Source organism: Posidoniimonas polymericola (assembly GCF_007859935.1).
GTDB lineage: Bacteria > Planctomycetota > Planctomycetia > Pirellulales > Lacipirellulaceae > Posidoniimonas > Posidoniimonas polymericola.
In genome coordinates, this window is record NZ_SJPO01000001.1 from 437,289 (window position 1) to 459,449 (window position 22,161).

The following is a 22,161-nucleotide window of genomic DNA, read 5'->3' on the forward strand; positions in this document are numbered from 1 at the left end:
GTTCGTTTCAGCCGCTCGGCGGGCGTGTGGCGCGGACCGATAAGAGCCTAGTTATGCTTCGCTCAGCACCCACTCGCGGGCGGAGTCGACCTCGGTGTGATCGAAGTACTTGATCTTGGCCGTGGTGAACGGGCGGCAGAAGACCGACATCCCCTTCTCCCACTTGCTCTCGCCGACCAGGGCCAGCCGCTCGATGTGATTGAAGTGCTTGACGTCAAACTTCAGGTCCTCCCACAGGGCGCCCGCCTCCCAGCCGTGGAAGTCGTGCATCACCACCAGCACGCGGATCTTGCCGTGCTCGCTGATCCGCTGCTCGATCTCCGGGACGAAGATCTCGTAGGCTTCCTTATTCAGCTTGCCCGTGACCTCGATCTCGACCAGGTTGCCCTGGGCCGCTTCGACTAGTTCGAGTGACATTGTCTCTCCTCGCTTTCGGTTGGGGGCGCCCACCACGGCGACCGCGGTGGGCGTCCGGTGCGACGCGGACCTTTGTCTGCCCTGTTCTCTACGTACTCGCCGCCGGCATGGGTTGCTGCGGTTTCGAGCCTCCCCCCGGGCTGCAACCGATTGCACGCGGCGTGCAACAGCCCGCAGGGCCGCTGGATGCCAGTAACGATTCACGGCGACGTCTGCCGAGAACGGTTGTCCGCGCCGGTCTCGTGCTGCAACATCAGCGCCGAATGAACCGACCCGGAGATATCGCCCGCCATTTTTCTCCGTCAATCAACGAGAGGACCGGTTCGCACCGAAGTTTGCGCACGAGTGCGCGCACCTGCCCAGCGGGGGGGCGGGAGATGGGCGACTGCAACCGGCGGCGTTACGCCGCTAGCGCCATTGGAAGCAGGCGCCGAGAATAGGAACCGCCTTACGACACCCGGTTTAGTTAGGCATCAAGTAGGCTAGGCGTCGCCGTGTGGGATCGTGCCTGCCAGGCATTGACGCCGATTGCGAAAAGTGGAGCGAGTGGCGGCCGCGGCGCACGATAAAAAGCCACTCCGTGCTGCCCCGCACGGAGTGGCCTGCTGCCCTAGTACGCGTCGGCGATGACCTCGCCGTCTTGCCGGTGTGCCAGCTGGTTGAGCACTTCCTGATTGATGTCGTAGTTGAGTGAATGCACCGAGCCGTCGGCAAAGACCGCGTTGAAGCCGCCTGGGTGAGCCGCTCCGAACGCGTAGTCGTAATCCTGGCTGCAACTACCGGAATTTCGCGGGGTGCGGTTGCCAAAATCGATCGCGGAATCGGCGCGTGGCGGAACGATTGCCGCACGCATGTTGTTGCAGTCCCATCCATCTACCCAGCCGGCGTCGTCGCCGGGATAGCCAATCCCTCCATCGGCCGTGCCGCCGTTGTAGTAGTCAATTGGCACCAGCTTCTCACCGACTACGAACGTCTTGCTCGACCCGTCAACAATCTTGGCGAAGGTCACCTTTGTCTGCCAACCCTCATGGCGGCCGCCCCCAGACAAGCTTGCCGTGCTGCTATTGACGAGCCAGTCGCAACGCTGCACGACGCCGTCGAACCCAAAGTACCGCCCGACCCGCTTGAATCCAGAGGCTTGGTTACGGCTAGGCAGCCCAGAGCCACAGCTGCGGCACCCCCAAAACGATTCGCTGATCTGACGCTGTGCGCCCGGCTGACGGTAGTTTGCCATTTGCAGCTCGGCCAGGTAGGCGTCGTAGTCCATGTCGCCGACCTGCGACCGCGAGGGGCCCGCGGTAGCAGCGGCGTAGTCGGTCTTTGAGACCCCCGACAGTGAACCCGGGTCAGGTTGCCGGCGCGAGGGGCAGACATACAGTGACACGATCTGGCCGTTTATTTGTTCAGACTGCGTGAACTGGCTAATCGTGCCCTCTTCTAAGTAGGGGAGAATCTGGTAGGCCCACGTCAAACCCTGCTCAAGCGGGCCGTTGGGGGGGCCGACCCGCGCGTTCTCGTTCGCTACGCTCCCGGTGTCGGCCAGGTAGTTCTCGATGTCGGCCCCGGGATTGGTGCCGCCGAGTGGGAAGAACTTGTAGGTGTCGTAGAAGTTCTGGATCGACAGGCCGATGTTCTTCAGGTTGTTCTTGCACTGCATCCGCCGGGCCGACTCGCGGGCCGCCTGGACGGCCGGCAGGAGCAGCGCGATCAAGATGCCGATGATCGCGATCACCACCAGCAGCTCGACCAGGGTAAACCCGCGGCGTGCGGTGCGGTCGGGCATAGTAGACCTAGGTAAGAACATCTCGTGCCTTCGATTCTGTTGCGAGGACCGATGGGGCCGCCGCGGGCGAGGGCCCGCGGCGGCCGTGCTCGGGGCGTTCTAGCTGCGGCGGCGACGCAGGCCGACGACCAGCGCGGCCGCGGTCAGGCAGCACAGGCCGGTTGCCGGTTCGGGCACGGCGCCCGCGGCCGCCGACGGGGCGGAAGTGGCGCCGTAATTGGCGGCCCAGTCGTCGTAGTCGGACTGGTCGTAGGTCGTGCCGAAGCCGTCACGCCAAACCGTGTAGTCGGCGGCGTCGACCATCCCGTCATTATTGAAGTCGCCCGCCAGACCGGCGATGGCGGTCATCAGTGAGAAGTCGTCCCAGAAGGCCGACTGGGCTCCGCCGGCCGGGTTGTTGAAGATGTTGTTCACGACGCCGGCCACGCGGACCTGGGCGGTGCCCGCCGGCGCGGTGGCCGATAGGCTGTGGTCGTGCCAGAGGTTGTCGGAGGTCTGGCCGCCGTCGACCCGCAGATCGTACGACGCGGTGTCGATGACCGTGCCCGAGCCGTCCAGGAAGCTGAGCTCCATGAGCATCTGGTTCTCACCGTTGCCCTGGTCGGCGGCGAAGTTGACCTCGAACCGCGAGGAGGCATTGAACGTGTACTCTACGCCGGCCATGGCCTCGACTGATTGCTGGACAACGCCGTTGGATCCGTCTCCGGCGAACGCGCGCACCCACACGCCATTGGCGCCGCCGGTGTCGCCGTTGTTGGCGAAGCCGGCGTACGAGAGCACGTTGACGTCGCTCGGAGTCTCGACAATCTCCCAGATCTCGCTGAGGACGTCCTCGAGCGTCGGCGGGGTCTCGTTCAGATTGCCGTTAAGGAGCAACTCCGTGCCGGGAGCGCTGTCGTTCGTGAACGAGAAGTTGTCATAGAACGCCGACTGGCCCGGGTCGATGTTCTCGACCATGTCGATCGCTTTGGCGCTGATGCGGGCTTGGGTGGCGCCTGTCGGGGCGGTCGCGGTGAGGGGCGTGTGCGAAAGCCAACCCCCACCAGAGAATTGAAAGTCGTCGTTGACGAGGTCGAGCGTGGCGGGCGTTCCAACCGGTGTGCCCGAGCCATCAAGCCACTCGATCTCAAAAAAGCTCTGTGTCGGAGTCGGCGTCGCGACGCCGCCGTTTTGCTGGCCGAGCGGAGAGAGCCCGTCGAGCGAGACGACGCCGCCCGAGTAGTTCTGTTCGAAGTTCGAGGCGCCCGTTAGCGTGTACGAATCGCCCGCGGATACGGCGACCACCTGCGAGAGGATCGCGTTGATGCCGTTGAAGCTGCGGGCCTCGTCGCCGCCGTTGAACGCCTGCAGCCAGAGGCCCGAACCGCCTTCTTCGTCGTTGATATCGTTGGCGAACCCTACGAGCGCGGCGGCGCCGACCGGCGACATGCTGCCGTCGCTAATAAACTCCTCAAGCGTCCAGAAAGGGACTTCCCCACCACTAACGGTTGCTTCGAAGCCGCCTGCTGTCAGCAGCTCCGCGGCGGGCGCCTGCACGGCGATCGACGCAGTTGCTAGGCAGAGAGACAAGACCGCAGAAAGTCGCAAAGTAGTCTTCATCGTGAGTAGTCCTGCTTGAGTAGATGAGCCTTCGCTTGCGCCCCGGCCACCGGTGGATTTCATCAGCAGCGCAATGCCATAAGTGTTCTGAGCGGAGCCGACGGGCGCGAGCAGAACTGCTGCCGCCGCCACGCCATAGCCGCGAAGCGCTGACGTTGGGAATCGTTGTGGCCGAAAGACAAGTAACAGAAAGAGCCGGACACGAGTCGTACGCCGGATCGGTCCGCACAAGGACGCACGATCCGACACTAGGATGTTATTAATTCCTGCGAGTCATTGCAAGCGCTTGCGGAAGATTCTGAGAGATTTGTCTCAGGGTGATGCGCTGTGCCGCGTTCGCTGGCCCGGACCCAGATTATCGACGAGACAGGCAAAAAGACGCAGTAATTCTGCGATAAGTCACGCCCCTTCCGACGCAATCGGCCACCACGCCCCCACCGTCCGACCCCGCCGTCGACGGCGTCCAATCGGGCCAGAGTCGCACGAAATGCAAGGGCGACTGAAATCGCTTTCATAGCGGCGGATAAGGCGTGGATAAGGCTCGCGTGACCCGAAATGGGCTGATCCGGCGTGTATTTGACGCGTGTTTTCACCCCAGTCTCACACCACGACTTCCTCTGCGGATGGCCGACTACGGCCGCGCCAGCCGGTCCTCGACCACGTAGCGTTCGAACCCCGGCATCTGCTCGCACAGATCCTGCAGCACCCGCGATGCTAGCTCGCGGGCGCCGGCCGGCGAGAAGTGGGTGGCGTCCCCCTCGGTCTGCAGCCGCGCGGCGGTGACCGGGCCGAGGTCGTTGAACAGCTGCTCGGAGATCGCCCGCAGGTCGACCAGCGTGACCCCTTCTTCGGCGGCAACCGCCCGGGCCGCCTCGGCGTACGGCGCGTTGCCGACGTCCTGCCGCAGCCGGTCGGTCCCCTCGTCGTACAGCCGGCGGCGGGGCGGGGTCAGCAGCACCGGCACGGCTCCGGCGTCGCGGGCCTCGGCAATGTACCGCCTGAGGTTCGCGCGGAAGCTGCCCCCCGGCGCCGGGTCGGTCTCACGGCCGGGACCCTTGCCCAGGTTGTCGTTGTGGCCGAACTGGATGAACACATAGTGCGGCCCGCCTGCGGCCTTGGCCTCGGCCAGGCCGCGTTCCCAGCGGCCCTCGCTGCGGAAGCTCTCGGAGCTGCGTCCGTTGGCGGCGGCGTTGATGACCGTGCTGCGGTCGTCGAGGAACTTGCGGAGCCCCCAGCCCCAGCCCTGCAGCGTCGACTTGGCGGCGTAGTCGGCCACGGTCGAGTCGCCGATCACCAGGATCACCGCGTCGCGACGTGGGGCAGTCTCGGGCAGCTTCACCTGCCCGAGACGTCGCATTGCGAGCGTCGCGTGGCAGCCGTAGAGTGATTCGCCGTTTAAGGTCGCCGGCGCCGAGTCCTCGTTGCCGCCGGCAAACACCAGCCGCGCGGTCCCGTCGCCGCTGATCAGCTCGGCCTGGCCGCCGTCGGCGCGGGTGACGGTTGCGGCTACGGCTCCGGCGACCGGCTCGCTGAACCGGACGTAGAGCTTGTCTTGGTGGGTCTCGACCTCGACGACCTCGGGCGGGGACTGGCTCTCCGGGTCCCAGCGGCCGTCGAACGTCCACGCCGGCGTGATCTGGTCGGGCGTCGGCGATCCGGCGGCCTGGTCGAGGTTGTCGGCGTGCCAGGCGTAGTCGCCCCCGTCACGGTGGCAGTCATAAAAGTACTTCCGCTCCCACTGGTAGCGGTCTTCCTCGGGCACGTTCGACAGGTCCTTCACAACGCCGATTGGCCGGTCGGCCATGGTCTTCGCGAAGCGGCAGCCGAGCAGGTAGAACTGGCTCGGGTAGTGGTTGCGGCCGAGCCAGAAGTCCTGCACGCCGTCGAACTCGCAGCCGGTGAGCACAAACTTCATGTGCGCCGGGTCCATGTGACCGTCGTGCCAGATGGCGGCGGTGGTGAGCACCTCGTAGAACTTGGAGTCGCGGACGAAGCACCAGCCGCGGGGGCAGACAAAGTCGACCGCGCCGCGGAACTCGCAGTTGCGGTGGTAGTACATGCCGTGCGCGGTGTTCCAGAGCGAGAGCGTGTCGCCCCCCTCGCCCACGACGCGGCAGTCGTCGATGATCACGCGGTTGGGCTGCCCGTAGATGGCGAAGGCGTGCTCGTGGGTCGGCTGGGTGTTGTCGATCGTGAGGTGCTCAAGCACGCAGTCGTCGCCGTACAGGTTCACGACGCCGGCGCCGAAGCGGTCGTACCGCTTGTGGTACTCCTCACGCGGGAAGTTGAAGTGGATGGTCACGCCGCCACGGCTCTCGCCACGCAGCGTAACGCGGCTCTGGTCCAGCCGGAGCCGCTCGTTGTAGTGCCCGTTGGGGATCTCGATCACCACCCGCTCGTGGTTGTCGAGCGGTACTTGGTCGATGGCGTCCTGAATGGAGCTGTCGACCGTAATGGTGCGGACCGACTCGGCGGCCGCGGCCGTGGCGAGCAGCAGCGAGAAGCAGAGGAGGCAGAGGCTACGCATGGCGAGCGGCTTTCGATGACTGGGGAGAGTGCTCAGGAAGATACCGCTAGGTGAGCTTGAAATGGGGACTGGCTCTCGACCGCAATACTAAGCGAGGCCATTGTGTCGGCGCGACTGCGGTCGCGTGCCTGTCCCTTTTTCAAGCGGGGCGTACCAGTGGTCCATCGAAAAAAGGGGACAGGCACGCCGCGTCCCAGCGTGCCTTGGGATCTTTCCCACTCACGGCGTCGAGCCAGTCCCCATTTCTCGACTCGCGACCGAGCGATGTCGCCTCGACGCCCCTCAGTGTAGTTGGCTCGCGGTGGGACGTCCCCCCACCGGATCGCAAACAAGCGGTCGATAGTCGCATTGTTCAGCCGGAGCGGCGGTTTGAGAGGGCAGACGGCCAGCGGAGCAAACAGAGGCGGCACGGAGGGGCTGTGCTGATGGGACACCTGCCGACGCTGGCCTGGTGCAAAGTGCGTGGCGGACCCGGGTCGCCGTTGGTGATTCTCTGGTGGGGGCACGCTCCCTACTTACCTCCAACCACACGAAACAGAGCGATTATCATGATGAAACGCACACTCACTTGGGCGGCCCTGGCCGCATTGACGCTGGCGGCCCAGGCTCCACTGGCGGGCGCGGCGGTGATCTTCAACAACTTCGGCCCCGGCAATGATTTCGGCAATGGCGGCCGCGTCGTCGACGGCGGCGACGGCGTCGCCGCAATCGGCGACATCGACCAGGCGGTGGCCTTCACCGTAGGCCCTGCGGACCAGATGGCCGAAACGCTTTCGCTGGGCATTTTCGTCAACGACTCGCCCGCGATCGGAACGGGCCCGGTCGACATCATCCTGGCGATGGACTCTGGCGACGGGCCGGGCGCCGCGCTGCAGACCTACTCCACCACCGTCAACGCGACCGGCAAGCAGGTGCTGAATGTCTCGGGTGCGCCGGTGTTGCTCAGTGCGAACACGACCTACTGGGTCGTGATGGACGCCGAAGACGAGTTCCGTGGGAGCTGGAACTTCAACACCATTGGAGACATCGGCCTGACCGCCGGCCGCACCGACCTCGGCATCTGGGGCACGCGTCCTCTTGACGACCGTATGGCGCTGCGGGTCGAAGGCCGAGTGCCGGAGCCGGCCTCGCTGGCGGTGCTGGGGATCGGCGGGATGGTGATTGCCGGGCGCCGGCGGCGCGGGCGCTAGCGGCCCGAGCCAAACTCTGCGATCAGCGTGTCACGGAGCTCGATTTCATTCTGGTTGGTGCGAACGCTCGGCGCGTTGAAGTAGACCTCCGCGGCGGCCTTGTGCATCGGCCCGCCCTGCATCGAGTGGTCCTGCAGGTGGCAGTGGGCAAAGCCGTCCGTCGCCCCCTTCAGGCCTTCGAGCAAACAAATCAACGCGTCGATCTCCTCGTCGGATCTGAAGAGGACCGAGACGCCCGGCTTCTTGCTGGGTCCGGCGAGCTTGATGTCGGAGAAGGCGAGGTGGTTGGGGCGGGGCATGGGTTGCTACGCATTCCGTCGACGGATTTGAGTGAGCGAGAGCCAGACTCTGAGTTCAGGATCCCCACTGTATCACCCAATTGCCGTCTTCGTCGGGGTGTAGCCCTTCAAAGAAAATGTGGTGCACATCGACGCCGCCGAGCCATTTGGTCTTCTCACGAGTCATCCGCTCAGTCGCCTCATGATCAACTGTCGTGTCTCTGAACTCACCGCGGAGCCGAATTGAAGACACGAGGTAAGCTGTCGAGGCTAGCTCGGCCTCGGAAAGTGGGCGGAAGTCGTTCGTCGAGTCAACAAATACTTCTGGCGCCAACCGGACGGCGGTAATCTTGGCGTCGCTATCGGCCGACAGATTCAGCAATCCGGCGACTGGGTTGGCAGGATTGTTCAGCTCAATCTCCAGTGTGCCGCTCAAGCTGTTAAAGAACTCCAACTCAGGACGTTCCACTGGTCGCTCACAATGCTTGACGTTCCTTACCCGCGACGTGATCCGTGTAATTCGCCGGACTCCGGCCTAAGTCGCCGCCCCTGCTCGCTGCGCCTCGCGCTTCGCCACTAGCGCCCGCACGTGCTCGATATCGTCCTTCGGCGTCGCGCTGATTAGCTTCTGGGTGTACGCTTCTTTGGGGTTGGCGTAGATGTTCTCCGACGGGCCAAACTCGACGATCTTGCCGCCCTTGTTGCCCTCGGCGTCGGATACCGGCATCATCACGGCCATCATGTCGGCCATGAATTTCACGACGCTCAGGTCGTGGCTGATGAAGATGTAAGTCAGCCCGCGGTCTTCTTGGAGCTTCTTCAACAGGTTCAGCACCTGCGCCTGGACCGACACGTCCAAGGCCGAGACCGACTCGTCGCAGATGATGAACTCCGGTTCCACGGCTAGCGCCCGGGCGATGCAGATCCGCTGCCGCTGGCCGCCGGAGAACTCGTGCGGGTAGCGGCGCAGGTGGTCGGCGGACAGTCCGACCTCTTCCAGCAGCGTGGCGGCGCGGTCGCGGCGGTCGGCCTTGCCCGAGCCGAGCTTGTGGATGTTCATCGGCTCGGTGATCGCCGCGCCGACCGTCATGCGGGGGTTCAGCGAGCCGTACGGGTCCTGGAAGATGATCTGCATCTGCCGCCGCATCTCGCGGAGCCCGCTGCTGGAGAGGCCGGTCATGTCCACGCCGTCGTACAGCACGCGGCCGCCGGTCGGCTCGATCAGCCGCAGGATGGCGCGGCCGGTGGTGGTCTTACCGCAGCCCGACTCGCCCACCAGGCCGAGCGTCTGCCCGCGGTAGACGTTGAACGACACGCCGTCGACCGCCTTCACGTAGCCCACGGTCCGCGACAGCACCCCGCGGCGGATCGGGAAGTACACCTGGAGGTCCTTGACCTCCAAGAGCGGCTTGGTCCCCTCGTCGACGGTGGTCGTGTCGGGCGGGTGGTGGCCCTCGGTCCACGGGTGGCCGATCGCCTCGAGCTCGCTCTTGGGACTCAGCAACCGGCCGCGGCCGTGATGCTTGAGTTCGTTCAGCCGCTCCTCGGACAGCTCCTTCTCGATGATCGTGACCTGGCCGCCCACGACCCTGGTCTCCATAAAGTCCTGCACGGTCGGCAGCAGGCGGTACGGCGTTGCGAGTTTGGGGCGGCAGGCCAGCAGGCCCTTGGTGTACGGGTGCTGGGGCGACTCGAAGATCTGCAGCACGGGGCCGTACTCGACCATCTCGCCGCGGTACATGACGAGCACGTCGTCGGCGATCTCGGCGATCACGCCGAGGTCGTGCGTGATGAACAGGATCGCCATGCCGCGGGTGTCGCGGAGGCGGCGGAGGATGTCGAGGATCTGCGCCTGGATCGTGACATCGAGCGCCGTGGTCGGCTCGTCGGCGATCAACAGCGCGGGGTCGCACGAGAGCGCCATCGCGATCATCACCCGCTGCTTCTGCCCGCCGGACATCTGGTGCGGGTAGCTGTCGACGCGGACCTCCGGTTCGGGGATGCCGACCTCGTCGAACAGCTCGATGGTGCGTTTGCGGGCGTCGGCCTTCGACAGCCCTTGGTGCAGGATGATCGCCTCGGCGACTTGGCTGCCAACCGTGAACACTGGATTCAGCGAAGTCATCGGCTCCTGGAAGATCATGCTGATCTCGGCGCCGCGGATCTTCCGCATCTCGGGCTCGGGCAGGCCGACCAGGTCCTGGCCGAGGAACGAGATCTTGCCCGACTCGATCTGGGCGCTCGACGCCAGCAGCTTCATGATCGACAGCGACGTGACCGACTTGCCCGAGCCGCTCTCGCCGACAATGCCGAGCGTGCGGCCCGGCTCGACGCGGAACGAAACGTCGTCCACCGCCCGGACGACCCCCTCGTCGGTGTGGAAGTAGGTGCGGAGATTCTGGATATCAATGACGGCGGACATGGGGGGATCCGGGGTGGTGGGGCTCGGTCGTCGGCGCGGTTGGTTGTAGGAGGCCTCTCCGAGGGCGATTATCGCAAGCAGGGCCCGCGGTCGGAGACCCCTCTCACCGTTTTTCGGGCAGCCGTTAGTGCCCCGCCTGTTGGAGTCTTGGGTCGGTCGCTTCCTGCAGGCCCTCGCCGATCAGGTTGTAGGCCAGCACGGTCAGGAAGATCGCGGCGCCGGGGTACAGGATCAGCCACCAGGTTTCTTGGATTGCTGTACGCCCTGACTGGAGCAGCGTGCCCCAGCTCGGGTTGGGGGGCGAGGCGCCGAAGCCCAGGTAGCTGAGGCCGGCCTCGGTCAGGATGGCCGACGCGATGCCGAACGAGATCGGCACCAAGACCGGCGCCAACGCGTTCCGCAGCACGTGCCGGCTCATGATCCGCACGCGGCCGGCGCCGATCGCCCGGGCGGCGGTTACGAACTCCATCTGCTTGATCTTGAGGAACTCCGCCCGGGTGAGCCGCGCGATGCCGGTCCAGCCGGTGACGCCGATCACGGCCATCAAGTGGAAGTTGCTCACCTTGTCCAGGAGCGCGACCAGCGCCAGGATCAGCACCAGCCCCGGGATGCACATCACGACCTCGATCAGCCGGCTGAGCACGATGTCGACCCAGCCGCCGAGGTAGCCGGCCAGCGCGCCGATGGTGATGCCGATCGCCGCGGCGATGCTCATCGAGATGATGCCGACCGACAGCGCCGTCTGAGAGCCGTGCACCATCGACGCGAACACGTCGAAGCCCTGTTGGTTGACGCCAAACCAGTTCTGGCGGCTCGGCTTGCCGTCAACTCCCGAGGGGTTCTCCTGGTAGTCCTCCCAGCCCTTGGCGTAGCGGTAGGTCCGCTCGCCCTGGTCGTTGGTCTCGCGGACGGCGAAGTCGCGGGTGCGGATGCGGCGGTAGGGGTCCTGGTAGACCAGCGGCCAGACGGCCCAGCTGTTGGGGTCGTTCTCCTGCAGCATGATCGGGTAGCGGTTGAGCACGCGGTCCTTGCGGAAAATCGGGTTCTCCCAGCCGCGTTTGTAGTAGCCCATCACAGGGAAGTAAATGCTCCCCTTGTAGCTGCAGATGATTGGCTTGGTGCCGGCGATAAAGGGCGCGAACAGCGCGACCATCGCCAGCAGCACCACGTACGCCAACGCAATCATTGGCAGCTTGCGTTTGCGGAATTGGCGCCAGGACTCGAGCCAGAAGCCGGGGGATTTCTTGGGTTGGTCCGTCATTCGTGTCGCGGGGCGCCAGTCCGGTCGATGGTCTTATTATTGGTACGTGACGCGGGGGTCGACCACCGCGTACAGCAGGTCGGCCACCAACTGGCCGGCGAGCGTCAGCACGCTGAACATCAGCGTCAGGCCCATGATTGTCGGATAGTCGCGTTGCAGAATCGACTCGAAGAACAGCCGGCCCATGCCGGGCCAGACGAAGATCTGCTCCAGGATGACCGCGCCCGACAGCAGGCCTGGCAGCGTCAGGCCGAGCAGCGTCACGAGAGGGATCAGCGTGTTGCGGAAGGCGTGCTTCCACAGCACCGCGGCGCGGCTGACGCCCTTGGACCGCGCGGTGCGGATGTAGTCCTGGCGGATCACTTCCTGCATGTTCGCCCGGATGAACCGCGAGTAGTAAGCCAGCGACGCGTAGGTGAAGCAGGCGATCGGCATCGCCGCGTGCAGCATGATGTCCCACGCCTTGCCGGCGGTGGAGAGCTGCGCGTAGTTGTCCGAGGTCAGGCCGTACAGCGGCAGCCAGTCGAGCTTCACGTAGAACAACAGCTGCAGGTAAAGCGCGGCTACGAACGAAGGGAGCGAGTACAGCCCGTACAGCAGTGTGCTGACGGTCCGCTCGGCGATGGTCCCGTTCTTGGCGGTCGCCCATAGGCCGAGCGGGATCGACAGCAAGTACGTCAGCAGCAGCGACGTGACCGACAGCAGCAGAGTGGCGGGCGCCCGCTCTCCGATCAACTGTGCGACAGGTTTGTTGTTCCTGGGGATGCTTACTCCCAGGTCTAGATGCACCGCGTCGCCTAGCCACCTCCAGTAGCCGACATACCATGGCTTATCGAGGCCGTATCGCTTCTCTAGAAGGGCGTAGTCCGCATCGGACATCTGCCGGTTCGGGTCCATCATCGCCGGGTCGGTGGTCAGCGGCGTGCCCGGCATGAACCGGATCAGCCCGTACACGACGAATGTGACGAGCCAGAGCGTGAGCACGGCGATGCCGATGCGGCGTATCAGGTAGTTCAGCATAAAGCCAGCGGCGGGCGGCGTGTGGCGTCGGGGGGCAAGGGCGGGGGCGGAGAGCTGGTGAAGTCCCCGGCCCTACGGCGCCGCGTCGGGGACCCACAGGCTGCCGAAGCCGGGGCTGTAGCCGAACGGACCACGCGGGCTGAAGTTGTAGCCCCGCAGCTTCTTGTTGAACCCGTAGAAGCTGCTGCGGTAGAACAGCCAGGTGTAGGGCTGGTCCTCCCACAGCTGCATGTGGATGTCGGCGTAGATCTTGGCCCGCTTCTCGCGGTCGAACTCCCGCTTGCCCTGCTCGAACAGCTCGTCGACCCGCTTGCTGGAGTAGTTGCCGTAGTTGCGGCCCTCGTCGGTGCCAAAGATGTTCTGGTTGGTGAACGGGTCGGTGCCGGTGCCCCAGCCCGCCATCATCGCGTCGAACTCGTGGTTGCGGGACTTCTCCTGCATCACCGTGAACTCGGTCGGCTTTACGTTGCAGACAATGCCCAAGAGGTCCAGGCACTCCTTCATCAGCGTGGCGGTCTTGATGCCGGTTTCGGTGGTGTAGGTGGTGAGGGTGAACTCGAACTGGCGGCGGCGGCCGTTGATCTCCTTGTCGAGGATGCCGTCGCCGTCGGTGTCCTCCCAGCCCGCCTCGGCCAACAGGTCCTGCGCCTTCTCGAGGTCCTGCTTGACCGGCTCCGGGCCGTCCTTGGGGAACATCCAGGCGTCGGGGTGGTAGTTGCCGCGGGACTGCTCGTACAGGCCGTAGCAGATGGTCTCGAGCAGCTCCTCGTAGTCCACCGCGTAGGTCATCGCCCAGCGGACCCGCTGGTCCTTGAAGAACGGCGACTCGACGTTCCAGATGAAGTGGAACTCGACCCACTCGGTGTCGTAGACCTTGGTGTTGTTCTCGTAGAAATCGTCGCCGTTGGTCTGGGTGACCCACTGTTCGGGGCGGAGCTCCATCTGGTCGATGTCGCCCGACTTGAGCGCCAGGAGCGCCGTGTTGAAGTCCTCGATCCGCTTCACACGGACGGTTTTGAAGTACGGCTTGTCCCGCACCTGCTTGCCGTTGTGCATGTAGTAGTCCTCGCGCCGCTCGAGAACGAACTCCTGGCCGCGGGTCCGCTTCACCAGCTTGTAGGGGCCGGCGACTACGGGGTCGTCCTCCAACCGGCTGTGCTCCTTGCTGCGGGCGAGCGTCGGGTCTGCGGGGATCGTCTTCTCGTAGATGTGCTTCGGGATCAGCGAGATCTGCATGTTCTCGGTGTTGGTCGGCAGCGACTCCTTGTGGAAGATCACCAGGGTGTGGTCGTCGTACGCCTTGACCCACTTCAGCTCGTCGACGCCCGAGCGGACCGCGGGGACCACGACCGCCTCGGTCATGATGGCCTTGAACGAGTACTCGTAGTCGTGCGCGGTGACCGGCGTGCCGTCCGACCAGAGGACGTCGTCGCGCAGGACGAACTTGTCGACCATCTTGTCCTCGCTGGTCTGCCAGCTCTTGACGGTCTCACTAGTGGCGAACCAGTCGAAGTTCTTGTCGAACGCGAGGATGCCGCTCATGGTCAGGCTGCCGTACTCGAACTCGGTGACGCTGCTCGCCGAGAGCGGGTTGGTGCTCTTCAGATCGCCGCCGACGTGCCGCGTCACCGAAGCGTTGTGGTCGACGCCCGAGCCGTCCTTGGGGGCGAGCCTCCCGAGCGCGGCGCGCATCTTGGCGTTGTTCTCGGGCGAGTCGTTCTTGAGCTTGAGCGCCTCGGCGGCGGTGATCTCGGGCGCGGGCTGCTCGGCCAGCAGCTCCCGCATCACCTGCAGGCCGTCACGCACGGGCCGGTCCTGCCAGTTGGCGTTGGCGTCGACCTCCTCGAGCGGCGGCGGGTCGAACGGCTCGAGCAGGTCGGCCAGCTTGAACGGCTTGGCCGGCGCGTCGTCCTCGGCGGCGGCGTCGCCTGGGGCGGCGCCCGCTTTGTCGGCGGCCGGCGTATCGGTCGAGGAAGAAGAGGTGCAGCCAACGACGGCGAGCAGGGTCAGCAGCAGCGGAACGCAGAGAGTCGGCCGGAGATACGAACCGGGCGTCGTCGGGCAGCGGAGAATCATCGAGAGTCCCGTGGTGGTGCGCAGGCGCTTCGGGGCGCAGTTAGGCGGCGGCAAATCCCCCCTAAAGGGCGCATGCTATCACGGTCGTTTCCCGCGGGTCAATGACGATTGCGGCGACCGAAGCCGCAACGACCGAAGCCGGGATGACCAAACCGCCGCACGACCGTGTGCTGGTCGGTTCGGCTTGGTCACTGGGCGTTCACCCAAACGGTGCTAGCGTCCCAAGAGTCGGTCGACCGCGGCGCCGATATCGGGCTCGCGCATCAGCGACTCGCCGACCAGGATCGCGTTGACGCCCGCGTCCTCGAGCATGCGGACGTCGTCGTGCGTGCGGATGCCGCTCTCTCCTACGAATACGCAGTCGGGCGGGGCTTGTTCACGCAGCCGCACGGTGTGCTGCAGGTCGACCTCGAACGTGTGCAGGTTGCGGTTGTTGACGCCGATCAGCTTGGCGCCCGCCGCGACCACGGCTTCCATGTTCTGCGGATCGTACAGCTCGACCAGCGGCGTGAGGCCGAGCTCGAGCGCCGCGTCGTGCAGCCGCTTCAGCTCGTCGGCGGTCAGGCACTCCGCGATCAGCAGCGCCGCGTCGGCGCCAACGCTGCGGGCCTCCAGCAGCTGGTGCTCGTCCAGGATGAAGTCCTTCCGCAGGCAGGGGAGGCCCACTGCCGCGCGGACGTTCCGAAGGTAGTCGAGGCTCCCCTGGAAGTACTGCTCGTCGGTCAGCACGCTCAGGCAGGTCGCGCCGTGGGCCTCGTAGGTCTTGGCGATACGGACCGGGTCGAAGTCGTCGCGGATCAGCCCGGCCGAGGGGCTCGCCTTCTTCACCTCGGCGATCAGCTTGATCGGCCCCACCGCGGCGAGGGCGGCGAAGAAGTCCCGCGGTGCCGGCGCGTCGGCGATCGCCGCGCGGAGCTCGGCCTTCGGGCGGAGCGACTTGGCCTGGGCGATCTCGTCGCGCTTGGTGGCGACAATCTTGTCGAGGATGGTGGGCATGGGTCAGAGGTGGGAACCGCCAAGACGCCGAGACGCCAAGGGAGCCGCCGAGCTAGGAAGATGTCAGGGGTAAACTTGAGGGTGCCGGGGGCGCTCCGCGGCAGCGGAAGCCCCCGATCCGGAACGGACGGCCGGCAAGTACATCGCGGGGGCTTCCCTGGCGGGAGCGCCCCCGGCACCCACCGTTCGGGGATTCTGCCCAAGTCGCTACGACAAAACTCGCATCAGTTCTTTGACCACCGCTTCGGCAGTCAACGCAACCGTGGTCGACTCGCCGGTGCCCAGGTTCTTGACCTGCACCTGGTGGTTGGCGAACTCGTCGCCGCCGGCGATCAGGGCGGCCTTGAAGCCCTTCTTGTCGGCGTACTGTAGTTGCTTGCCGAGCTTCTTGGGCTCGGGGTACACCTCGCAGCCGATGCCCGCTGCGCGGACCCGGGCGGCGAGCTTGAGGTAGTCGCCCAGCCGCGAAGCTTCGAACAGCGGGATGAACACCTCGGCCGTCGTCTGCGATGTCTCAATCAGCTCAAGCTCTTCCATCGCCGACAGCAGCCGGTCGAGCCCCAGCGAGCCGCCGATGCCGGGGAGCTGCTGCTTGGTGTAAAGGTCCGCCAGGTTGTCGTAGCGGCCGCCGCTGGCGATGCTGCCGATGCCCGGCAGGTCGTCGAGGGTGGTCTCGAACACGAGGCCGGTGTAGTAGTCCAGACCGCGGGCGATCGACACGTCGATCTTGACGCGGTGGTCGGGCACGCCGGCCGAGGAGACCGCGTGCATCATCTCGCGGGTTCGCTTGAGGGCGGCCTCGCCGTCGGCGTCGCTCGAGATCATCGGCTCGACGGCGCTGAGCACCTCGTCGCAGCCGCCGCGGAGCTGCGAGAAGTCGAGGATGGCGGTCGCCTGTTCGTGCGAGGCCCCGGCCGACTCGCACAGCTCGGCCTCGACCTTCTCCCAGCCCGCCTTGGACAGCTTGTCGAGCGCGCGGAGCACGGCGGTCGACTGGTCGGCCAGGCCGAGCTGCCGCAGCACGGCGTTGAGGATGCCGCGGTTGTTGACGTGGATCGTGAACTTGTCGAAGCCGATGGCGGCGAGCAGGTCGTTGATGACGAGGATGGCCTCGATGTCGGCCGCCACGGCGGTCGTGCCGATGGTGTCGAAGTCGCACTGCATGAACTCGCGGTAGCGGCCGCGCTGGGTGTTCTCGCCCCGCCACACGGTGGCGATGTGGTAACGCTTGAACGGCGTGCCGAGCTGGCCGATGTGCTGCGCCGCGAACCGCGCGAGCGGCACCGTGAGGTCGAACCGGAGCCCGACGTCGCGGCCGCCGTGGTCCTGGAACCGGTAGAGCTGCTTGTCGGTCTCGTCGGAGCCCTTGCCGGTGAGCACCTCGAGGTACTCGAGCGCGGGCGTGTCGATCGGCGCGAAGCCGAACGAGCGGTACACCCGCCGGGCGGTGTCGATGAGCCGCTCGCGGGGGATCATCGCCTCGGGCAGGTAGTCGCGGAAGCCCTTGAGGGTGCGTGGTTGGATCAACGACATAGGTCGATTCACCACAAAGACACGAAGGCACAAAGACGAACGGCGGGGAGGCTGCTCAGCGGCTTCTGCTTGGTGTCTTTGTGCCTTGGTGGTGTAATAGGTTGGCTGTGTGAAGCGTCATGAACGGAGCGAGGAGCTCATTAGCCGCGGGGCGTTAGCCCCCGGTTCTATTCGCTCGAACCGGGGGGCTAACGCCCCGCGGCTCATCACGTCGTCCACCATCCTGCGCGTCCTACGCCACGACGGCCAGCGGATCGGGCTTCTTGCTGCGGATGCTCTCGCTCTTCTTCTGGAAGCGGGCCTCGGTGTACTCCCAGACCTGCTCGTGGGTCTCGAGGTAGAAGTCGTAGGTCCAGTCCTCGTCGTACTCGCAGTTGTCGAAGGTGTAGTCGCGGCAGATCTGCGGGCGGGTCTCGTAGACGCCGCAGCGGTAGTCGTCGCCCAGCTTCTCGCAGACCGTGTGCACCAGCAGGTACCAGTCCTCGTCCTCCTTGAAGAAGGTCGAGTTGTGGTGTAGCACGATCCAGCGGATGTACTCCATGTCGGCCGCCTCGGAGGGCGTCTCGTACGGCACGGCGATATAATGACAGCACTTGGCCGTGCAGTGTTCGCACAGGTTGCCCCCTTTGGGCAGGTCCTCGCGGCGGATCCGTTTCGTTCCGAAGGCCGGAGCGCTAGGGGCAGGGGCGGTAGGCATCGTGGGCGGCTCTCCTTTGCTTGATCGGTGCAAGCCGCCTAATCTACCATGCGTGGTAGAGCGGCGGAAGATCGCGGCTCAACTAGCAGCCGGCCAGCTACGCAGGTAGCCGGCGAGCTACTCCTCGGCGGAAGCCCCGCCGGTTGCTCGGCTGGTTGCTCGGCTGGCCGGAGAGCTGTGGGGAATCGCTTGAGGGACCAACTCCGCTCCTTCGGTTGACCCGGCGAGGCGTAGCTCGCCGGCTATTGCTGCTCCGTTGAGGGGCCGCATTGGGGTTAACTCTCAACACGTTATTGTCTTACTATGACGCTTGCCCGCAGCTTCCCGCCGATTGCCGCCCTTGGGGCTCGGGTGCTAGTGCTGGGCTCGATGCCGGGCGCGGCCTCGCTGGCGGCGGTCGAGTACTACGCCCACCCACGGAACGCGTTCTGGCCGATCATGGGCGAGCTGTTCGGCGCCGGGCCGGAACTGCCCTACGAAGCCCGCGCCGCGCGGCTCCGCGAGCACGGCGTGGCGGTCTGGGACGTATTGCGAGAATGCCGCCGCGCGGGGAGCCTCGACGCCAGCATCGTCGTGGCGTCGGAGCGGGCGAACGACTTTCCGGCATTCCTGGCAAGATTCGACCAGGTTGAGCGAATCTACTTCAACGGGCAGAAAGCCGAGGCCGCGTTCCGCCGGCACGCCGCGCCGCGGCTGCCAGACGACTGCCTCGACCGCCTGACGCTAACCCGACTGCCGTCGACCAGCCCGGCGCACGCGGGGATGAGTTTCGCAGAGAAGCTGGCAAACTGGCGTCAGGTGTCCGACCACGCCGGAAAGCCAGTCAACCAATAGGGGAGGGGAGAGATGAACCACGACCAGCCGAGCGCGACGAACCCGTACGAGAGCACGCACGCCGAGCCCGTCGAGGGCCAGGACTGGTCGCTGGCCGACGGCCCGACCAAGCAGTGGGCCATGATCATGCACTTCTCGCAGCTCGCCAACTACGCGGTCCCGCCGGCGGGCCTGATTGCGCCGATCGTCATCTGGCGGCTCAAGAAGGACGCGCTGCCGGGCATCGACGCCCACGGGCGTAACATCGCGAACTGGGTCGTCAGCTCGCTAATCTACCTTGTGCTGACCTTCGTGCTGTTCATGACAGTCGTCGGCATCCCGATCGCGTTCCTGCTGGGCGGGATCGTGTCGATCCTGATGCTCGCCTACCCGATCATCGGCGGCATCAAGGCCAACGACGGCGTCGCGTGGCGCTACCCCGGTGCGTTCCGGATCTTCTAACGCGACTCCAGCCAACGTTCGCTCTTGCGCAGCAGCCGCAGCACGCTCTCCTCCTGCGTCAGGGCGTGGACCTCGCGGGGCGTGCACCAGCGGACGTCGTGCGACTCGTCCGACACCGCGATCGGCGTCGGCTGGTCGGTGGCCAACAGGAACCGCAGGTCGTGGTGTTCGTGCGCCGGCTCGGTGACCTCGCCCGCGGCGTTGCGCCGCTCCGGGATCCGATGAACATCGATGTCCAGCGGCTCGGGCGAGAGGGCGAAGATCCCGTCCAGGCCCGACTCCTCGGTCGCCTCGCGGATCGCCACCCGCAGGACGTCGCGGTCGCCGTCGGCGTGACCGCCGGGCTGGAGCCACTTGTCGAGCTTGCGGTGGTGCAGCAGCAGGCACTGCGTCCGGTCGGGCGAGAGCACCCAGGCGCTGCCCGTGATATGCCCCGGCACGCAGGTCCGCTCGAAGCAGTCGTCGTGCGTCGAGGCCAACGCCCGAACGCGCTCGACCATCGCGGCTTCATCGGGGTGGGCCGATTGGTACTGGTCGAGGATCTGCAGCAGGGGGTCGTTCATTAGTTGTTAACCCGTATCGCGGCGGGGCCAGCGTGTTTCTCGTAGCCCTCGGCTCTGCCGGGGGATGGAATCACGGCAGTGTTCAAAAGCGGGGCAGTCCCCCGGCGGAGCCGGGGGCTACGAGGTGAATCGACGTGGCGACGCGGACCTATATTTTGATTACCGCTGCAGGTTCCAATCATCGCGGCGGTAGTACTCGTCGGCCAGCTGCTCGACGAGAGCGGCAGGGTAACGGCCGAGGTCTTCGATGGCGGTGAAGCCGCGGCGGAGGGCCTCGATCAGTGTATCGCTGTCGGCGTCGAGATTGGTGAGGAACTCGCCGTGCTCGCGCTGGTCGCGGTAGTCGGGCTGGCGGGGCGGGTGCTTGAGGTACTTGGCGATGTCCTCGATTGGCAGCCCGTGCATCAGCGTGCCGTGGTACAGCAGCCACTTGCGGGCGACGCGCAGGCTGTTGCCAGAGAACTTCAGCAGCCGCTCGCCGTCCGGCACGACGAGGTCGCTCTGCCCGGCGCAGCGGACGCCCGGCGCGATCTCGGCGAGCGAGGTGGTCAGCACGCCCAGCACAAATTGGTGGGCCCGGTCGACCGCGGCTAGTTCGGGCCGCTTGGTCAGGTCGAGCAGCGTGGTGTACATCAGGCAGCCGCGCCCGGTCAGGATGGTCGCGCCGCCGCTGACGCGCCGCAGCACCGGCACTCTGTCGGCCTGGCAGGCCTCTTGGTTGACCTCGTCCTTCACGCGTGACGAGCGGCCCAGCACGACCATGGGCGTGGGGGGCTCCCAGACGCGGAGGACCTCGGGGTGATGGGGGCCGTCGGCCGCGGCGTCTAGCTGGGCGCCTTCAAGCAGCGCATGATCGAGCGCCAGGTTGTGGGCCGGGTCGGCGAAGGTGTGCTCCAGCCACCGCAGCCGCAGCGGCGGTCCGGACTGGGGCGGCGTCTGACAGGATACTGGCATGCTTGACGATTGTAGGGGTTGCGCGATCGGTGGCGAGCCCGGACCCGCACGAAGTTGCCCGCAGACGGCTGGGCCCGGCGCGAGTGTCGGCCAACAATGAGTCGGGCGCACAGATTCTCTGAGCGTCCCAACTCGAAACAGGCTTGAATCTTTTTTGCCTGCTAGCAGTTGTAAGGGAAGAAATTGATTTGCCGCGCGGCGGTTCGTCACGCACACTTCGGACAGGGAAGGGATCCCTCCGGACACGGTGCTGCGCGGCCGTCCGGCTTTTCAAAGGGATATACCAAGCAAGTCGGGTCAATCTGTATGTGCCAACGTGTCCTAAACTGTGTGCTCGCCCTGGTTATCGGCCTGGGGCCGATCGCCGGCTCCCGTCCCGCCGCCGCCCAGGGCCCCAGCGGAACATCGTGCTGCGGCCAGACCTACCGCGTCGAGTGCCAGACCGTCTACGACGAGAAGCAGGTCACCTGCTACAAGACCACCTACGAGACCGTCTGCGAAGAGCGGCAGGTGGTCCACAAAATCCCGACCTACGAGACCCAGTACCGCCAACGCACCTACAAGGTGATGAAGCCGGTGCAGGAGACCTCCATGCGCGAGGTCCGCTACACGGTGCAGCGGCCGGTCTACGAGACCCACTACCGAGACGCCAGCTACAACCAGGTCCGCAACGTCGTCGAGACCTCCTACCGCGACGAGTGCTACTCCGTGCAGCGGCCCGTCTGGGAGACCAGCGAGCGCACCGAGCGGTACGTCGTGCAGCGGCCCGTTTGCGAGACCGTCTACAAGCCGCAGGTGCGGACCGTGATGCGCCCGGTCACGACCTTCAAGACCGACTACGTCGACCAGGGCTGCTACGTCAACCAGGTCGCCGTGACCCCGGGCACGACCTCCGGGCCGCGGCTCCGCTGGATGAGCCCGCAGCAGACGGTCGACCCGGCCACCGGCGTCGTGCAGACGGTGCGTCCCGGCCTGGCGTGGGTCAACCAAACCACGCCGCCGCAGCAGCACGTGCAGCAGGTCTGGAAGCCGAACGTCGTGGCGGTGCAGAAGCCGGTCGTGACGATGGTCGCCCAGCAGGTCACCGAGAACGTGCCCGTGCAGGTGCAGCGGATGGTCTCTGAGGTGCAGTGCCGCAAGGTGCCGGTCCGGGTCTGCCGGATGGTCACCGAGCAGCTCACCCGCAAGGTGCCCGTGCAGACCTGCCGCCAGGTGGTCGAGCGGATTGAGCGGAAGGTTCCCGTCCGGGTCTGCCGGATGGTTAATGAGCAGCGTGTCTGCAAGGTGCCCCACACGACCTGCAAGATGGTCGCCGAGGAGCGGGTCGAGAACATCCCGGTGCGGGTCTGCAAGATGGTCGAGAAGGTCGAGACCATCCGCACCCCGCGCGTGATCACCAAGAAGGTGCCGGTGACCTACACCTACAAGGTGCCCCGCACGGTGACCTACCGCGTGCCGATCGAGGAGCCGTGCTGCGACACGTGCGCGTCGGTCGAGGCGCCGGTGGATAACCTGTTTGCAATGCTCCACTAGGCGGCGCCTTCCCCCTAAGCTGCCCGATAGATGCAAT

Annotated in this window: 19 protein-coding genes; 4 read left to right on the forward strand and 15 right to left on the reverse strand. The window is 65.7% G+C overall.

Annotated elements, in window-relative coordinates; all coding sequences use genetic code 11:
- Positions 1-51: 51 nt before the first annotated feature.
- From Pla123a_RS01750 to Pla123a_RS01765, 4 genes are all read right to left on the reverse strand, one after another.
- Positions 52-417 carry a SpoIIAA family protein gene (locus Pla123a_RS01750; RefSeq protein ID WP_146583802.1) on the reverse strand — a complete coding sequence of 122 codons (366 nt, stop codon included), beginning with the start codon at positions 415-417 and terminating at the stop codon, positions 52-54.
- Between the two features lie 610 nt (positions 418-1,027).
- Positions 1,028-2,200: a DUF1559 family PulG-like putative transporter gene (locus tag Pla123a_RS01755; protein WP_146583803.1), complete on the reverse strand. Its 1,173-nt coding sequence runs from the start codon at positions 2,198-2,200 to the stop codon at positions 1,028-1,030.
- Between the two features lie 99 nt (positions 2,201-2,299).
- Complete coding sequence (locus tag Pla123a_RS01760) at positions 2,300-3,799, reverse strand: hypothetical protein (protein WP_146583804.1); 1,500 nt, start codon at positions 3,797-3,799, stop codon at positions 2,300-2,302.
- Positions 3,800-4,430: 631 nt separating this feature from the next.
- Positions 4,431-6,326, reverse strand: coding sequence for a pectinesterase family protein (locus Pla123a_RS01765; protein ID WP_146583805.1), 1,896 nt, complete (start codon positions 6,324-6,326; stop codon positions 4,431-4,433).
- A gap of 551 nt (positions 6,327-6,877) precedes the next feature.
- On the opposite strand from Pla123a_RS01765, the gene Pla123a_RS01770 reads away from it, so the two are divergent.
- The gene (locus Pla123a_RS01770; RefSeq protein ID WP_197527592.1) at positions 6,878-7,516 is read left to right on the forward strand and encodes a PEP-CTERM sorting domain-containing protein; all 639 of its coding nucleotides are present in this window, start codon (positions 6,878-6,880) and stop codon (positions 7,514-7,516) included.
- Here the strand turns inward: Pla123a_RS01770 and Pla123a_RS01775 are convergent.
- The 9 genes from Pla123a_RS01775 to Pla123a_RS01815 form a co-directional block, all read right to left on the reverse strand.
- Complete coding sequence (locus Pla123a_RS01775) at positions 7,513-7,815, reverse strand: hypothetical protein (RefSeq protein ID WP_146583807.1); 303 nt, start codon at positions 7,813-7,815, stop codon at positions 7,513-7,515. The genes Pla123a_RS01770 and Pla123a_RS01775 overlap by 4 nt on opposite strands.
- 55 nt (positions 7,816-7,870) lie before the next feature.
- Positions 7,871-8,263, reverse strand: coding sequence for a hypothetical protein (locus Pla123a_RS01780; protein WP_146583808.1), 393 nt, complete (start codon positions 8,261-8,263; stop codon positions 7,871-7,873).
- A gap of 66 nt (positions 8,264-8,329) precedes the next feature.
- On the reverse strand, positions 8,330-10,216 hold the full coding sequence (locus Pla123a_RS01785) for an ABC transporter ATP-binding protein (protein ID WP_146583809.1): 1,887 nt from the start codon (positions 10,214-10,216) through the stop codon (positions 8,330-8,332).
- Positions 10,217-10,340: 124 nt separating this feature from the next.
- On the reverse strand, positions 10,341-11,477 hold the full coding sequence (locus Pla123a_RS01790) for an ABC transporter permease (RefSeq protein WP_146583810.1): 1,137 nt from the start codon (positions 11,475-11,477) through the stop codon (positions 10,341-10,343).
- A 36-nt stretch (positions 11,478-11,513) separates the two neighbouring features.
- Positions 11,514-12,497 carry an ABC transporter permease gene (locus tag Pla123a_RS01795; protein WP_146583811.1) on the reverse strand — a complete coding sequence of 328 codons (984 nt, stop codon included), beginning with the start codon at positions 12,495-12,497 and terminating at the stop codon, positions 11,514-11,516.
- A gap of 72 nt (positions 12,498-12,569) precedes the next feature.
- Positions 12,570-14,573 (reverse strand): ABC transporter substrate-binding protein, encoded by a 2,004-nt coding sequence (locus tag Pla123a_RS01800; protein ID WP_146583812.1) that lies wholly within the window; start codon positions 14,571-14,573, stop codon positions 12,570-12,572.
- A gap of 213 nt (positions 14,574-14,786) precedes the next feature.
- Positions 14,787-15,569: an indole-3-glycerol phosphate synthase TrpC gene (trpC, locus tag Pla123a_RS01805; protein ID WP_146583813.1), complete on the reverse strand. Its 783-nt coding sequence runs from the start codon at positions 15,567-15,569 to the stop codon at positions 14,787-14,789.
- Between the two features lie 207 nt (positions 15,570-15,776).
- Entirely contained in the window at positions 15,777-17,096 is a 1,320-nt protein-coding gene (hisS, locus tag Pla123a_RS01810; RefSeq protein ID WP_146584255.1) for a histidine--tRNA ligase, read from the reverse strand.
- Positions 17,097-17,334: 238 nt separating this feature from the next.
- On the reverse strand, positions 17,335-17,799 hold the full coding sequence (locus Pla123a_RS01815) for a YkgJ family cysteine cluster protein (RefSeq protein ID WP_146583814.1): 465 nt from the start codon (positions 17,797-17,799) through the stop codon (positions 17,335-17,337).
- Between the two features lie 303 nt (positions 17,800-18,102).
- Here Pla123a_RS01815 and Pla123a_RS01820 point away from each other — a divergent pair, with 303 nt between their 5' ends.
- Positions 18,103-18,633, forward strand: a complete 531-nt coding sequence (locus tag Pla123a_RS01820) for a DNA-deoxyinosine glycosylase (RefSeq protein ID WP_146583815.1) — start codon at positions 18,103-18,105, stop codon at positions 18,631-18,633.
- Between the two features lie 12 nt (positions 18,634-18,645).
- Positions 18,646-19,074 carry a DUF4870 domain-containing protein gene (locus tag Pla123a_RS01825; RefSeq protein WP_146583816.1) on the forward strand — a complete coding sequence of 143 codons (429 nt, stop codon included), beginning with the start codon at positions 18,646-18,648 and terminating at the stop codon, positions 19,072-19,074.
- Here Pla123a_RS01825 and Pla123a_RS01830 read toward each other — a convergent pair.
- Positions 19,071-19,637, reverse strand: coding sequence for an NUDIX hydrolase (locus Pla123a_RS01830; RefSeq protein ID WP_146583817.1), 567 nt, complete (start codon positions 19,635-19,637; stop codon positions 19,071-19,073). The two genes, Pla123a_RS01825 and Pla123a_RS01830, sit on opposite strands and share 4 nt — an antisense overlap.
- Positions 19,638-19,796: 159 nt before the next feature.
- Entirely contained in the window at positions 19,797-20,591 is a 795-nt protein-coding gene (locus tag Pla123a_RS01835; protein ID WP_146583818.1) for a lipoate--protein ligase family protein, read from the reverse strand.
- 306 nt (positions 20,592-20,897) lie between these two features.
- Here Pla123a_RS01835 and Pla123a_RS01840 point away from each other — a divergent pair, with 306 nt between their 5' ends.
- Positions 20,898-22,124 carry a hypothetical protein gene (locus Pla123a_RS01840; RefSeq protein ID WP_146583819.1) on the forward strand — a complete coding sequence of 409 codons (1,227 nt, stop codon included), beginning with the start codon at positions 20,898-20,900 and terminating at the stop codon, positions 22,122-22,124.
- The last annotated feature ends 37 nt before the right edge of the window (positions 22,125-22,161 follow it).

Bases quoted from the DNA above. Each gene is read 5' to 3' on its own strand.
- Pla123a_RS01750 (WP_146583802.1), bottom strand. From the start codon at position 417: ATGTCACTCGAACTAGTCGAAGCGGCCCAGGGCAACCTGGTCGAGATC.
- Pla123a_RS01755 (WP_146583803.1), bottom strand. From the start codon at position 2,200: ATGCCCGACCGCACCGCACGCCGCGGGTTTACCCTGGTCGAGCTGCTG.
- Pla123a_RS01760 (WP_146583804.1), bottom strand. From the start codon at position 3,799: ATGAAGACTACTTTGCGACTTTCTGCGGTCTTGTCTCTCTGCCTAGCA.
- Pla123a_RS01765 (WP_146583805.1), bottom strand. From the start codon at position 6,326: ATGCGTAGCCTCTGCCTCCTCTGCTTCTCGCTGCTGCTCGCCACGGCC.
- Pla123a_RS01770 (WP_197527592.1), top strand. From the start codon at position 6,878: ATGAAACGCACACTCACTTGGGCGGCCCTGGCCGCATTGACGCTGGCG.
- Pla123a_RS01775 (WP_146583807.1), bottom strand. From the start codon at position 7,815: ATGCCCCGCCCCAACCACCTCGCCTTCTCCGACATCAAGCTCGCCGGA.
- Pla123a_RS01785 (WP_146583809.1), bottom strand. From the start codon at position 10,216: ATGTCCGCCGTCATTGATATCCAGAATCTCCGCACCTACTTCCACACC.
- Pla123a_RS01790 (WP_146583810.1), bottom strand. From the start codon at position 11,477: ATGACGGACCAACCCAAGAAATCCCCCGGCTTCTGGCTCGAGTCCTGG.
- Pla123a_RS01795 (WP_146583811.1), bottom strand. From the start codon at position 12,497: ATGCTGAACTACCTGATACGCCGCATCGGCATCGCCGTGCTCACGCTC.
- Pla123a_RS01800 (WP_146583812.1), bottom strand. From the start codon at position 14,573: ATGATTCTCCGCTGCCCGACGACGCCCGGTTCGTATCTCCGGCCGACT.
- trpC (WP_146583813.1), bottom strand. From the start codon at position 15,569: ATGCCCACCATCCTCGACAAGATTGTCGCCACCAAGCGCGACGAGATC.
- Pla123a_RS01815 (WP_146583814.1), bottom strand. From the start codon at position 17,799: ATGCCTACCGCCCCTGCCCCTAGCGCTCCGGCCTTCGGAACGAAACGG.
- Pla123a_RS01820 (WP_146583815.1), top strand. From the start codon at position 18,103: ATGACGCTTGCCCGCAGCTTCCCGCCGATTGCCGCCCTTGGGGCTCGG.
- Pla123a_RS01825 (WP_146583816.1), top strand. From the start codon at position 18,646: ATGAACCACGACCAGCCGAGCGCGACGAACCCGTACGAGAGCACGCAC.
- Pla123a_RS01830 (WP_146583817.1), bottom strand. From the start codon at position 19,637: ATGAACGACCCCCTGCTGCAGATCCTCGACCAGTACCAATCGGCCCAC.
- Pla123a_RS01835 (WP_146583818.1), bottom strand. From the start codon at position 20,591: ATGCCAGTATCCTGTCAGACGCCGCCCCAGTCCGGACCGCCGCTGCGG.
- Pla123a_RS01840 (WP_146583819.1), top strand. From the start codon at position 20,898: ATGTGCCAACGTGTCCTAAACTGTGTGCTCGCCCTGGTTATCGGCCTG.